At 42.7% G+C, this 13,143-nt stretch carries 11 protein-coding genes and 2 pseudogenes; 9 read left to right on the top strand and 4 right to left on the bottom strand.

The annotated features are described in order from the left end of the window. The 4 genes from CAG69_RS17230 to radC all read right to left on the bottom strand — a co-directional run. On the bottom strand, positions 1-403 hold a 403-nt coding region (locus tag CAG69_RS17230), incomplete at its 3' end, for a tyrosine-type recombinase/integrase (protein ID WP_161445348.1). Between the two features lie 206 nt (positions 404-609). Next, complete coding sequence (locus tag CAG69_RS17225; RefSeq protein WP_161445346.1) at positions 610-1,041, bottom strand: DUF2787 family protein; 432 nt, start codon at positions 1,039-1,041, stop codon at positions 610-612. Between the two features lie 26 nt (positions 1,042-1,067). Next, positions 1,068-1,493 carry a DUF2787 family protein gene (locus CAG69_RS17220; protein WP_161445344.1) on the bottom strand — a complete coding sequence of 142 codons (426 nt, stop codon included), beginning with the start codon at positions 1,491-1,493 and terminating at the stop codon, positions 1,068-1,070. After that, complete coding sequence (gene radC, locus CAG69_RS17215) at positions 1,490-1,966, bottom strand: RadC family protein (protein WP_161445342.1); 477 nt, start codon at positions 1,964-1,966, stop codon at positions 1,490-1,492. Before radC ends, CAG69_RS17220 begins: the two co-directional genes overlap by 4 nt. A 225-nt stretch (positions 1,967-2,191) precedes the next feature. Here radC and CAG69_RS17210 point away from each other — a divergent pair, with 225 nt between their 5' ends. The 9 genes and pseudogenes from CAG69_RS17210 to CAG69_RS17170 form a co-directional block, all read left to right on the top strand. Then, positions 2,192-2,629 carry an RNase H family protein gene (locus CAG69_RS17210; protein ID WP_161445340.1) on the top strand — a complete coding sequence of 146 codons (438 nt, stop codon included), beginning with the start codon at positions 2,192-2,194 and terminating at the stop codon, positions 2,627-2,629. Between the two features lie 125 nt (positions 2,630-2,754). Further along, positions 2,755-2,961: an AlpA family transcriptional regulator gene (locus tag CAG69_RS17205; RefSeq protein ID WP_086609642.1), complete on the top strand. Its 207-nt coding sequence runs from the start codon at positions 2,755-2,757 to the stop codon at positions 2,959-2,961. A gap of 110 nt (positions 2,962-3,071) precedes the next feature. Then, positions 3,072-4,685, top strand: coding sequence for a TIGR04141 family sporadically distributed protein (locus CAG69_RS17200; protein ID WP_086609616.1), 1,614 nt, complete (start codon positions 3,072-3,074; stop codon positions 4,683-4,685). A gap of 154 nt (positions 4,686-4,839) precedes the next feature. Beyond that, on the top strand, positions 4,840-5,016 hold the full coding sequence (gene mads1 / locus CAG69_RS17195) for a methylation-associated defense system helix-turn-helix domain-containing protein MAD1 (RefSeq protein WP_025503347.1): 177 nt from the start codon (positions 4,840-4,842) through the stop codon (positions 5,014-5,016). Next, complete coding sequence (locus tag CAG69_RS17190) at positions 5,013-6,512, top strand: type I restriction-modification system subunit M (protein WP_161445336.1); 1,500 nt, start codon at positions 5,013-5,015, stop codon at positions 6,510-6,512. Before mads1 ends, CAG69_RS17190 begins: the two co-directional genes overlap by 4 nt. Then, positions 6,509-7,992, top strand: a pseudogene (locus CAG69_RS17185) (type I restriction-modification system subunit M). Before CAG69_RS17190 ends, CAG69_RS17185 begins: the two are co-directional and overlap by 4 nt. Then, a complete protein-coding gene (locus CAG69_RS17180; protein ID WP_161445334.1) occupies positions 7,985-9,202 on the top strand; it encodes a restriction endonuclease subunit S in 1,218 nt (405 codons plus the stop codon). Before CAG69_RS17185 ends, CAG69_RS17180 begins: the two are co-directional and overlap by 8 nt. Positions 9,203-9,212: 10 nt before the next feature. After that, entirely contained in the window at positions 9,213-12,275 is a 3,063-nt protein-coding gene (locus tag CAG69_RS17175; RefSeq protein WP_161445332.1) for a type I restriction endonuclease subunit R, read from the top strand. Beyond that, positions 12,275-13,143: pseudogene (locus CAG69_RS17170) on the top strand (AAA family ATPase); the annotation flags it as partial. The gene CAG69_RS17175 and the pseudogene CAG69_RS17170, both read left to right, overlap by 1 nt.

Genomic DNA, 13,143 nt, shown 5'->3' with positions numbered 1-13,143 from the left:
AGTGAGTACCTAGCGCAATATTTAGCTCTTGGCCTACTTGTTGAAACGCCATGGACACAGCGCGTCGCGTGATTGGTTGGGGTGGTTTGTTTTTCAACTGTTGGCATCGGTAGGATTGAAATAAGTAGATGTGGTCGGGATGTTGCTCCCTTAATCTAGCAATATGTTGCTGCGCTTTAGTATTGAGCTGAATGTTAGCGAGCTTGCCAGTTTTACTTTCACGGATAATAAGTCGGTCACTATGAATGTCTTCAAAGCGAATCGATAACAGATCAGAAATCCGCAGAGCTAGGTTTAATCCGATATGCCACACATCGGCCATTTGTGGATTACAACGAATACTCAGTAAATGTCCAACCAGGCGTATGGTGTCATCATCTTTGATTGCTTGTACCTCAGCCATAATCTGCTTCCTTTTTTGTCTGTAGAAGGATGTTTTGGGAAGCACAGAGCAGACGATATCAAGAACCCCTTGTGCAATAAGGGATTGAAGCTTCCCGTTTTAACAATATGGGAAGCAGACATCGGCGTAGCTCTATGCGGGTGGTTTTGTTGAATGTTTGGTAACGGAGGGGGAATATTCTTGGGTGGTAAGTGGGTTGGCTCTGGTTAATAACCACACTTAATCTGAATTTGGTTGTAAGCGTCCATTGATACATAAGCTAGAAAGTTACACTCCCACATTTCATACAGCTCGGTTGTTTCTTGCAGGTGCATGCCCAGCCAGCCGCTAAATCGAGCGAAGGCGACGTTGTTAGCAAAATCAAAAGTCAGGTCGGGAACCAGTTCCGGTGTTTCGTCACCCACATAAACGCGGTCCGTTATTTCACTAATGGCAATATGGCTGTCTTTAATATCGACGGTGATAGAGACAGGATGAAACCCTCCATCTTTCGGATGGTAACTGGTGTCCTTAAAACGGATAGTTAGCCGTCCTCGGTAATTAACATCATGAATAGAACGTTTGATTAATTCTTTGAGTTGATGTGAAGGCTTGGCACGCTTGCACGCGAACATAGCCAGGTTAGCAGCTTGATTCATAGTGACCTCTTTGACGGAAATGGAGATTAGCGAATGGGGGTAATGTCGATTGAGATTGCAGAATGTGCGATGAGCGAGCGAGTGACTGCTTTAAGCCAGCTCGCGAGTAAGGTTTGTACTTCTGGCCGTTGTAAGCTGCACTGCTTAATCTCAGGGTGATAGAACCAACAACCCGCGAAGTTGAAATACAGCGATAACTCTTTTTGTGGCGAGCCTGTGACGACAACATCAAAGGTTGCGATAAAGCGAAGCTGCCAGGGCGAATCACTGGATGAACGTTCTAATTGAATCTCAATGGGCTGAAATCGTTGGTCAGTCTCTTGAGAGCGAATGTTTAACGCCAATCGTTCAACTGTATTAGGAATGGTGCTGTCCAATAGCAGGGCATCAAGAAAGCAATGCATTGGAGTAACGAGCTCATCACTAAGTCCGGAAACAATAAACTCACTCATATCAATCCCTTCTCAGCAAATGAAACACAACCTTCACCAACCACGATGTGGTCTAAGACACGGATATCCACGAGCTTTAGAGCGTCGATAAGTCGCTGAGTAATGCGTTTGTCGGCTTGGCTAGGCTCAGCAATGCCGGAAGGGTGGTTGTGGGCGAAAATCACCGTGGCAGCGTTGTGGTTTAGTGCTGTCTTCAATACTTCACGGGGATAAATCGAAGCGGCGTCAATCGTGCCAAAGAACAACTCTTCGAAACTGATCAATTGATGTTGATTATCAAGAAACATCACGGCAAACACTTCTCGGTCATGTGCTCCTAATTTGAGCTTTAAGTATTCTTTGACATTGGTTGGGTTAGTGAATGTGCCTTCACGTTTGTATTTCGTAGCTAGAGCTTCGGCTGCGCGCTCTAGGAGCTCATTGAGTTCTGAAGTCTCAAAGGGGTAGTCATGGTCAGTTCTTTGGGTACGCATAAGGGCTCCTTGGGGTATCTGTTTGGTTATGCGTACTGATGAAATATATCTGAAAGGGTTTTAAATCGGCTTGCTAGGGTTGGAAGGGAGAAAGCAAGCGTGCCAGAGACAGGTAAAAAATAACTTACTTGCCGTTGTTATGTAGAAATCGCTGTAAAGCAAGTTATTAACAACCAAGCCGAATCAGAGAATGTATCGGCTTTTTAGTCTCTGGAGAGTATGACAATGAGTATAGAAATTTATGTAGAAGCGGCCATGGTGAGGAAGCAAAGAGGTCGTCTTGTCGGTGGTGTTGCGTACATAGCACTCGATGCTGATGGATGTATTGATGATGAAGATTGGGAGCCTGTTGACTATGTTACTGACCAGGCTTACTTAGATCTGTCAGCACTTGCTTTTGGATTAGAGCATGCGAGAGATGGCGATATTATTTATTCAAGCAGCGATTATTGCGTCAAGGGCTTCAATGAGTGGCTAGAAGGCTGGAAGCAACGAGATTGGCGTAAGGCAAATAAAGAAGCGATATCTAATGCAGAGCTCTGGCGGCTGGTGGATGAAAGAAGCGCGGAGAAGCGTGTTGAGGTGAGAAAAGTCGCTGCCTGTTCAGCAGGAAAAGATGCAGCTTATAGATACGCTCTCCTGGCGACGAAACGTCAGTTGTAAGGACAATGAATCACTTGCTGGTAGTTCCAGCAAGTGATTCTTTTTTGTTGTTATCGAATTTTATAGCTTTGCAGACAAAGCTCTGGGGGCAAAAAACAGTATTTTTCTACGTGCCAGTCAATCCCATGGGAACACACAGCATAGGAGGACGTCCCATGAGATTTATAAAACTAAAAGAAGTGATGCATAAGACTGCACTTAGTCGTTCTGCGGTTTACCGCAAAATGAATGAAGGAACATTTCCAAAGTCAATAAGTACTGGTGATCGCTCCGTCGTCTGGAAAGAGAGTGAAATAGAGGAATGGATGACGGAATGTCTAGAAAGTCGATAAAGGCACTTCTGTTTAGGCTGGATTGAAAATCAAACAGTGTGATATATGACCTTGATTTTATATCGTGATTGCACTTTATTGGTTCATGATTGGTTAGTCGATGAGGGCTTATGGCTTCTTCTAAAAAGATAAGAAAGGAAAAGTTATCGATCTATCTTGCAAGAGATAGCCATAAACCTATATCGGAACTCATCAAATTAGAGAATGTTAAAAGGCCAATTCAGTTAGATTTGCCAGATACAGAGCTGGCTGAGCTTTACATTAAAATCCAGCCTCCCAAAAGCGTGCCACCTTGGACAAAAATCTTTACTGATAGCAATCAAGTTGAATCTCAAGAATTTGGTACCTCTTCCAACGTCGGAGCTGTACTCGTGGTGAGATTGACGGGTTCAACTTTCGCTTTGTCATTTGGCACAGGGTTTCATTTGATTAAGCAGGAGGCTATTGAACGAGACTTTGGGCTGAAGGTGACCTTAAACTCTGTCGATCCAGATAAGCTCAGAAGCCTGGACAAAGCAAGTTATGACCACAACCCTTTGAATTCTAGAACTCAGAGTACTAGAGATGTGGATATATTTAATCTTCATCTCGATTCAGAAAGTGAGATGCTTTACGCCATTACTGGAACTTCTAAAGTCGAGCTATTTGGAAGTCATGTAACAGGTCGTGATGCGTTAACCATTGCTGTCGAAACCGATTTAGCTAATCTTCCTAAGATTTTGTTGGAGTCTGTGCAGCGTTACCGAGCAAAGCTACCCGCTAAGTTTAGTTGGGTTGAAGATATAAACAGAGTACGCGATCTGGATGAAGTCGAAGTTCTCGATATGGAACTCGATCGCCACTTTGAATCAGGACAATACGATGGGTTCTGGCTAGGTGAGCCAGAAGTGGTTGATTGGGAATCCCAAGTAGGTTACTCCTTTGATATGTATCAAAGGACAGATCGTCATGTAGTACTGTCTTTAAAAGACTATATTGTCTTCTTGGGAAGTACTGTGCCAACAGTAGAAGCTATGAAGCGCCATGTTGTTCATGTCAACAATAGCGAATATCAGTCTGTGAAAAGTTGGCCAGTATATCGTTGCTTATATGCAGAAATTAGTTACGGTTCAGATCAGTACATTTTGAGAAATGGTATTTGGTACAAGGTAAATCAAGACTTCGTTGCCAGAGTTGATGAATACCTTGAGAGTTTGAGTGTTCACCCTTATCAGTTCCCTATTTACAGTCACGATAGGGAAGAAGATTACAACCAGCATGTTGTTGAAAATGACTCTGATTTTTGTCTTATGGATAAGAAAAATATCAAAATTGGAGGTCCATACGACAAGTTAGAACATTGTGACCTTATTAGAAATGGTAACGAGTTTATTCATGTGAAATTGTATCGAAGTTCTAGCACATTGAGTCATCTTTTTTCCCAAGGCTTTGTTGCGGCAGAGGCCTTTATCAAGGACGAATGGTATCGCGAAAGGTTGAATCCTAAGTTACCAGCATCAATTAAGCTTCAAACTCCAAAAAATAGACCAAATCCTAGTAACTATCATGTGGTCTATGCTATTGCTACAACAAAAAATATTCCTGATGAACTTCCATTTTTTTCCAAAGTAACGTTGAAAAATGCGCTAAAAACGCTAGTCGCGCTCGACTACCAGATCTCACTGGCAAAGATAGATGTAGATCCTTTGCTATTAATGAAGAAGAAGTGCAAGCCTAAGCTATAAATAGCAATCTTCTAAAGTCAAATTCACTTAATTGTATATCAATCGTTCGAATGAGTGATAGATGCGATGTTCATCATTGTCCATTCCCCAATTTTCCCATATTCTCTCACTCATCAAAGTTATCCATAAAACCGGTTAGAGCTAACAAGCTGAAATGAATGATCAAATTTTAACCTTAAAAGAGGTGGCTGCTTACCTAAAGTTGGCCGAAAAAACAGCATATAGATTAGCAAGTGAAGGAAAGCTTCCTGGTTTCAAAGTCGGCGGTTCTTGGCGTTTCAAACGTGAAGACCTTGAAGCGTGGATAGAAGAGAATAAGAGCAAGCAATGACATTAATAAATCTCAAAGATTTAGAAGCGCACCTTTGGCATGCGGCCCATATAATCACTGGCCCAATCGACGCTTCAGATTACAAAACCTACATCTTCCCAATCCTATTCTTTAAGCGTATCTGTGATGTTTACGATGAAGAGTTCGAAGAGGCGATGGAGCAGGTGGGTGATGAAGAGCTTGCGAAAGGCGATATGTTTCACCGAATCCAAATTCCAGCTAACTGCCATTGGAAAGATGTGTTTGCAGAAACTAAGGATATCGGCCAAGCCCTAAAAGATTCATTCCGTGGCATTGAGCTAGAAAACCCACAGCTACATGGCATTTTTGGTGACGCGAGTTGGACGAACAAAGAGCGCCTATCAGACGAACTGCTATCGACATTACTCAACCATTTCAACAAGGTTAACCTTGGCGTATCGAGTGTGCGTAATGATGATATGGGCCGTGCTTACGAATACCTCATCAAGCGCTTTGCTGATAAAGCAAACAAGAAAGCAGGTGAGTTCTATACGCCACGTACCATTGTTCGTCTTATGGTCAATATTCTAGACCCACAAGCTAATGAAAGTGTTTATGACCCGGCTTGTGGTACAGGCGGTATGCTGCTTGAAACCATTCACCATGTTAAAGAGAACGGTGGTGACCCACGTCTCCTTAAAATCAAAGGTCAAGAGAAGAACCTGACTACCGAAGCGATTGCTCGAATGAACTTGTTCCTACACGGGCAAGAAGACTTTGAAATCGTTCGCGGTGATACACTTCGTGATCCTAAGTTTCTGAAAAATGACCAACTAGAAAACTTTGACTGCGTAATTGCAAATCCACCATTCAGCTTAAAAGAGTGGGGACATGATTATTGGACAAGTGATCCTTATGGCCGTGCTAGCTTTGGCCTAGCACCAAAAACTAACGGGGATTTTGCTTGGGTTCAGCATATGTTTTCTTCATTGAATGATGAAGGGCGAATGGCGGTAGTGCTGCCACATGGTGTGCTTTTCCGTGGTGGTGCAGAAGGTAAAATTAGAACCAAGCTATTAAAAGAAAACCGCATCGTGGCGGTAATCGGCGTGGCTTCAAACCTGTTCTACGGTACAGGCATCCCTGCTTGTATTCTCGTATTGCGTAAAGCAAGACCAGAAGAGCATAAAGACCATGTGCTGATAGTGAATGCGGAAGAGATCTTTACTAAAGGTCGAGCGCAAAACACCTTGTCAGAGCCTCAAGCTGATGAGATTTACGACATCTATCAGAACATGCGTGCCAAAGGCCCTAAAGCAGAAGACATTGAAGGTGTCGCACGTTGGGTGCCGCATAGCGAGATTGAAGAGAACGATTTCAACTTGAACATTGCTCGTTATGTACAAAAGCCGCTAGAAGAAGAAACCATTTCCGTAGAAGAAGCGTTGCAAGATTTCCAGCAAAAATTATCCGCTTTAGAGGTCGCTGAACAAGAGTTAGAAGCCTTGTTAATCAAAGAGGGCTTTGAGCTATGAATAAAAACAATTTAGAAGACCTACTGTGGGGCGCTGCCGAGTTCCTACGTGGGCAAATTGATGCGTCTGATTACAAGCAGTACGTATTCCCACTGCTGTTCTTTAAGCGTCTATCAGATGTATATCTAGAAGAGTATAACGAAGCACTTGAGCTGCACGAGGGTGATGCCGAATATGCAGCGATGTCGATGTATCACCGTTTCGATATCCCAGAGGAAGCAAGCTGGGAGAAAGTTCGCAACACTAGCAAAGACATTGGTGAAGCGATTCAAAATGCTTTGCGCTTGATTGAAGCAAAGAACGAGCGTTTGCACGGTGTATTTGGTGATGCGCAGTGGACCAACAAAGAGCGCTTGCCTGACCACCTGTTGTCAGATCTTATTCAGCACTTTAGTAAAATCCCACTAGGCATTAAGTCTGTTGCCCAAGATGACTTGGGAGAGGCTTACGAGTACCTGATTAAAAAGTTTGCGGATGACTCAGGCCATACTGCTGCGGAGTTCTATACCAATCGTACGGTAGTGCATTTAATGACCCGTATCATGAAGCTTAAACCGGGAGAGAGTGCGTACGACCCAACCTGTGGTACAGGTGGTATGCTGCTTAACGCAGTGATGGATTTGCGCTCTCAAGGTGAAGAGTGGCGTGGAGTTTACTTATATGGTCAAGAGTTAAATTTGCTGACCTCAGCAATTGCGCGTATGAACATGTTCTTGCATGACATTGAAGAATTCGATGTTATGCGCGGCGATACCTTAGGTGACCCAAAGTTTATTGAAAATGATCAACTGAAACAGTTCGATGTCATCTTTGCCAACCCGCCTTACTCCATCAAAAAGTGGAACCGTGAAAAATTTGCCGCTGACCCGTATGGACGCAATAGTTACGGTGTGCCACCACAAGGTTGTGCTGATTACGGTTTCTATACCCATATCATCAAAAGCTTAAAACCCGATACAGGCCGCGCGGCCATGCTTTGGCCTCACGGTGTTCGTTCCGAGATTCTGAGCAAGCAATTCGTAAGCAGGTAATTGAATCTGATATCATTGAAGCGGTGATCGGGCTTGGACCAAATCTGTTCTACAACTCGCCGATGGAATCGTGTGTGGTAGTGCTTAATTGCAATAAACCTGCTGAGCGCAAAAAAAAGATTCTCTTTATCAATGGTGTAGAACATGTAACCCGCGAGCGTGCCCACAGCCGATTATCTGATGATGATCTAGATGTGCTTTGTGAAGCTTATTTTAAACCAGACAACCAAAGTGATATTACTGCGCTGGTTGATTTAAACACTATTAGTGAAAACCAATACAACTTATCTATTCCACTTTACGTGAAAGCTAAGGTGAGCGAGGCAGTACATGACATCGAACACGCTATTGAGTCATGGAAAATAAGCCGAGTGCAACTTAAGAAGCAAACTAATAAACTATTTAATAGCTTCGAGCAGTTAGGTTGCGAGGTGAAGAGCGATGACTGATAAACAAACTGTAAAATTTGGCGATATCTGTAAAGAAGTAAAGCTGACAACTAAAGATCCAATTGGTGATGGTTACGAGCGTTACATTGGCCTTGAGCACCTAGATTCTGGCTCGTTAAAGATAAAGCGTTGGGGTTCAATTATAGAAGATAACCCTAGCTTTACCCGCGTATTTAAAAAAGGTCAGATTTTATTTGGTAAGCGTCGACCATACCTAAGAAAAGCTGCGGTAGCTGAGTTCGATGGGATATGTTCTAGTGATATTTTAGTTCTCGATGTTAAAGATAATAAGGTTAATTTCGAACTATTTTATTATCTTGTCAAATCTGAGGCTGTATGGGCAGAAGCGATTCGCTCTTCGTCTGGCTCACTATCTCCGAGAACAAAATTTAAGTCCTTAGCTAATGTAGAATTCAAATTACCAAGTTCTTCTGAACTAGCATCAATATCCAACTTTTTGCACAATAGTGGTTTAGTAGTTGATCAAACTAGGCTTGTAATTCAAGGAGCAAAACGAGCGGCACAAGCAAGTATACGGTGCTTATTACGCTACGGATTTACTAAGAAAGATAAGCTGTGTATGACAGCCAATTTTGGAATGTTGCCGCCTAATTGGAAACTATCTTTACTAGAGTCATTTTCTAATGAAGGATGCTCAGCTATAAGAACTGGTCCATTCGGTTCGGCACTTAAAGGTGATCATTGGAGAGCCCATGGCAGGCCAGTGATTACTATCGGCTGCCTTGGTGAGTATGGATATGAACGATCCGAAGAGCTTTTCATTGAAGAAGAATATGCTAAAAAGTTGTCTAGTTACGCAGTAGAATATGGCGATATAGTCTTTTCTCGCGTAGCAGATATTGGGCGTTCCGTATTAATTGGTGTTGAACAACAATCAGCAATCATATCTTCAAATTTGATGAAAATATCGCTGGATAACAATAAGGTAGATCCTAAGTTTATTTATTATTCAATAAAATACTCACCTATCGTTATTCATCAGATTCAAAAGTACACTAACTCGGGAGGAAGGATGCTAGTCACATCAAGAGATTTGAAGACTATATATTTTCCTACTCCACCATTAAATGAACAAAGAGAAATTGCAAATAAGATAGAAGCTATATTGACGCTGTCAGAAATGGTTGATGATTCGACGTCAAAGCAAGAGTGTTTATTAAATAGCTATGTAAATGACATTATATCGTAAGAGATAACTTATGTTTAACGAACAAACCGTCACAGAAAATGGAATCATTGACCGTTTAAAAGGCTTAAGCGGAATAAAGTGGAATTACTGCCATGGTGAGAGCTTACCTAAGCAAACTCACGATATCTTCGTTGATACTTGGCTCAAGGATGCGCTTTGTTCGTTAAACCCGGATATTGGTAAAAATCCTGATTATGCTGATGAGGTGATCTACAAGCTTCGTGGCTTAATTTTGGAAGCCAAGCATACTGGTTTAGTCAAAGCCAACGAGAATTTTCATGAATGGTTGATGGCAGAGAAAAGCCTACCGTTTGGTGAAAATGGTGATCACATCACTATCAAGCTAATTGACTTTGATACCCCTGAAAATAACCACTTTGTTGTTTCTCAACAGGTCCACTTCATTGCCGTGACAGAGGTGTTCTTTGATATTGTTCTTTACGTGAACGGTATCCCACTGGTGGTGGGGGAAGTAAAATCTGCCACTCGTCCAAGTGTCACCTGGCAAGATGGCGCAGCCGATTTTATGGGCGGCCAAAAGCACTATTGGAAAAATGTTGCACCTTTCTTCGTGCCAAACCTTCTGTGTTTTGCTTCCGAAGGTCGCACCTTTGCTTATGGTGCAATTAATGCGCGAGTGAAAGACTGGGGGCCATGGCATAAAACCGATCAGCGAGATGAGATTCCAGCAAGTTTGGCTACCGTACTTGATAGCTGTGAAGGCTTGCTGAATCCAGAAACCTTGCTGCAAATGCTAGAGTCATTCGCGCTGTTCTCTACTGTGAAAACAGGCAAAGACACCCCACCTAAACGCGTTAAAATCTTACCGCGTTACCCTCAATTCGAAGCTGCAAAGCAAATTGTTGGGCGTGTAAAAAAAGGTTATCCGAAAAAAGGTCTTATCTGGCACTTCCAAGGATCAGGTAAGTCTTTGCTTATGCTCTATGCAGCTCGCATGCTCCGTGCTGATAACAAGTTGAAAAATCCAACCGTGTTGATTGTGGTAGACCGTCGAGATCTCGATAGCCAAATCAATGAAACCTTTGGTGGTGCCGATGTTAAAAACCTCATTAAAGTACAAAGCTGTAGAAAGCTAGGCGAGCATATAGAACAAGATAGTCGCGGCATTTTGATAACCACCGTCTTCAAGTTTAAAGATGTCGAAATCGATGAGAGTAATGAAAACGGCCTAAATAGTCGTGACAACATTATCGTGCTGGTGGACGAAGCGCACCGCACTCAAGAGGGGTCTCTTGGCGATAAAATGCGCTGGGCGCTACCTCATGCTCACTTCTATGGTTTAACAGGAACGCCGATTTCTGGTATCGACCGTAATACCTTCAAACTCTTTGGTGCCGAAGAGGATGAAGGGCGCTACATGAACCGCTACAGCTACAAGCAATCTATCCGTGATGGTGCAACAAATGCCGTTAAGTTTGAGCCTCGTTTGGCTGAGCTTCGTGTAGATCGTGCAGCGATTGATGAAGCTTTTGAACAAATGGTCAAAGACAACGACCTGGATGATGATGAGAAAATGGCATTGTCTAAACGTGCTGGCCGCTTAGCGATTATGTTGAAGGCGCCAAAACGCATGGCGGCAGTAAGCGAAGATATTTCCAATCACTTTGTAAGCCATGTAAAGCCGAAGCAGATGAAAGGCATGGTTGTGGTCTATGACCGAGATGCCTGTGTTCAGATGTATTATTTACTCGGTAAGAAGCTAGGCTTTGATGCGGTAGAAGTGATCATGAATGTCGACCAAGCGCCAATCAAAGATGAAGATGCAAGTAAGAAAGGCAAGGTTAACAAGGACTGGCGTAAATGGAAGCAAGACCTTGAGCTGCCTATCAAAGAGTCCGACTTTGAACGTTGGCAAGAGATTGATGGTAATGACCAAAAGCAGAAGAGCCTGATTGAGGATTACAAAGATCCAAAACAACCACTTCAACTGCTGATTGTTACCGCAAAACTGTTGACCGGATTCGATGCGCCTATCTGTTACTGCATGTACTTAGATAAGCCATTACGTGACCATACTTTGTTGCAGGCAATGTGTCGTACTAACCGTTTGTACGAGACAGACAATGTTAGCAAGCAAATGGGCCTCATCATTGATTACCTTGGTGTGTTTGAGAACTTGCGCACCGCACTTGCGTATGATCCTGAAGAGATCGACGGCGTGGTAGAAGGTATCGAGGCCTTTAAAGAGTTACTGCCAGCCCAACTAGATAAGTGCTTAAGCTTCTTTCCTAACGTCGACAGAACCATCGACGGCTTTGAAGGTATTATGGCAGCGCAAGCTTGCTTACCGACTAACGAAAAGCGTGACGAGTTTGCAGCCTCTTTCGGTGTATTAGCTAAGTTATGGACTGCGATTAACCCAGATGCTTTCTTAACTCCTTATCGAGCGGATTATAAGTGGTTGGTACAAATCTATGAATCAGTCCGCCCTGTAGGGCAGACTGGCTCTCTCGTGTGGGCTGCATTGGGTCCAGAAACCATCAAGATGATTCATGAGCATACTGATATCAATCGCATTCGTGATGATATTGATGAGCTGGTTATGGATGAGCACGCTATCTTCACGTTGACTGAGAAAGAACAAGAAAAGCGCGCAAGCCAGTTAGAAATCGATCTAATGGGCCGCCTACGTGGTAGTGGCAATCCGAAGTTCATTGCTCTCGGTGAGCGCTTAGAGAAATTACGTCAGGATTATGAAGCAGGCGTAATTAAAGCAATCGACTGGCTGAAAGGGCTACTTGATACAGCCAAAGACACTGTGCAAGCCGAACGTGAAACGGGCGATTCACCAGTAACCCAGGAAGATAACAAACAAGCGCTTACCAAGCTGTTCTTAGAAACTCGCCCTGAAAGCACCCCTAAGCTAATTGGCGATGTAGTAGAGCAGATCGACAAGATTGTAAAAGCCAAACGCTTTAAAGGCTGGCAAAGCTCGAACAGTGGCCCTAGAGAGATTCAAAAGGCACTGCTACTGACACTTGCCCAGTTTGGTTTAGGAAAAGATAAAGAGCTGTTCGCCAAGGCGTACGGTTATATTGAAGAGCATTATTAATGGCAACTATTTCACTTCCTCTACCACCTAATGTTCTTTATAAAGAAGCACAGCAGATCGAGTTTGATAAAATCGCTACATTCATAGGTGGGAATGGCTCAGGGAAGTCAACGATATTAAAGTCTATATTTGATGAAAAACTTAAAGGCTCGTTATACGAAGACTTTAAGGTTGTGTGTTTTTCGTCTGGTCAAAATGAAAGTTACTCTGAGCGCTTTGCTCACTACTTAAATAATGAGCGTAAAGATAAAAGAGCACTAAGCTTGGATTGTTTTTACTATGATAAGTCGTTGGCAAAATTACTGGTCTTTTTATCTACTACTGGTAACCAAAACGGTTTGGTCCGCAAATTCTTACGTCACAATGACTATGTTGTTGAAAACGAATTTGAAGAAGATGATTCAACAAAAATTACTTTTGATATTAAAGTTGATAAAGCATATGTGAGCTTAGTAGAGCAAGCTCAAAAAGAAGAAGCTCAAGGCAATAGCGACGTCATGACCAACAAGGCCTATCATCTAACCCTGAGCAACTTTATTAACACATTAGTGGATGATAGTTACGATTTTCGTCAGCCTCTAGAACTGAAAACGATTCAGTTGTCTCAAAGCGGGCTATCCAAGGTGTCCTTTGAGACCGATGAACATACCTCTTTTGATTCAAAAATCATGTTTTTTACACAAGCTGCAGATAACGATTACTTTGTAGTTAAAAAAAGTTTAGACCTTGAATTTTTGAAAGTGAATGGCTCCTCAGGTGAAGAAAGTAAGCCACTACGTTTGGAAGATTTGAGCGATGGTGAGTACCAACTACTTTTTCTATATGCTTTAGTTGATCTTTTTGATAGAGAAAATACTTTGTTTTTGTT

This window comes from Vibrio sp. V43_P6S15P86 (genome assembly GCF_009904725.1).
GTDB lineage: Bacteria > Pseudomonadota > Gammaproteobacteria > Enterobacterales > Vibrionaceae > Vibrio > Vibrio diabolicus.
This window is presented reverse-complemented; position numbering and strand designations above follow the sequence as displayed.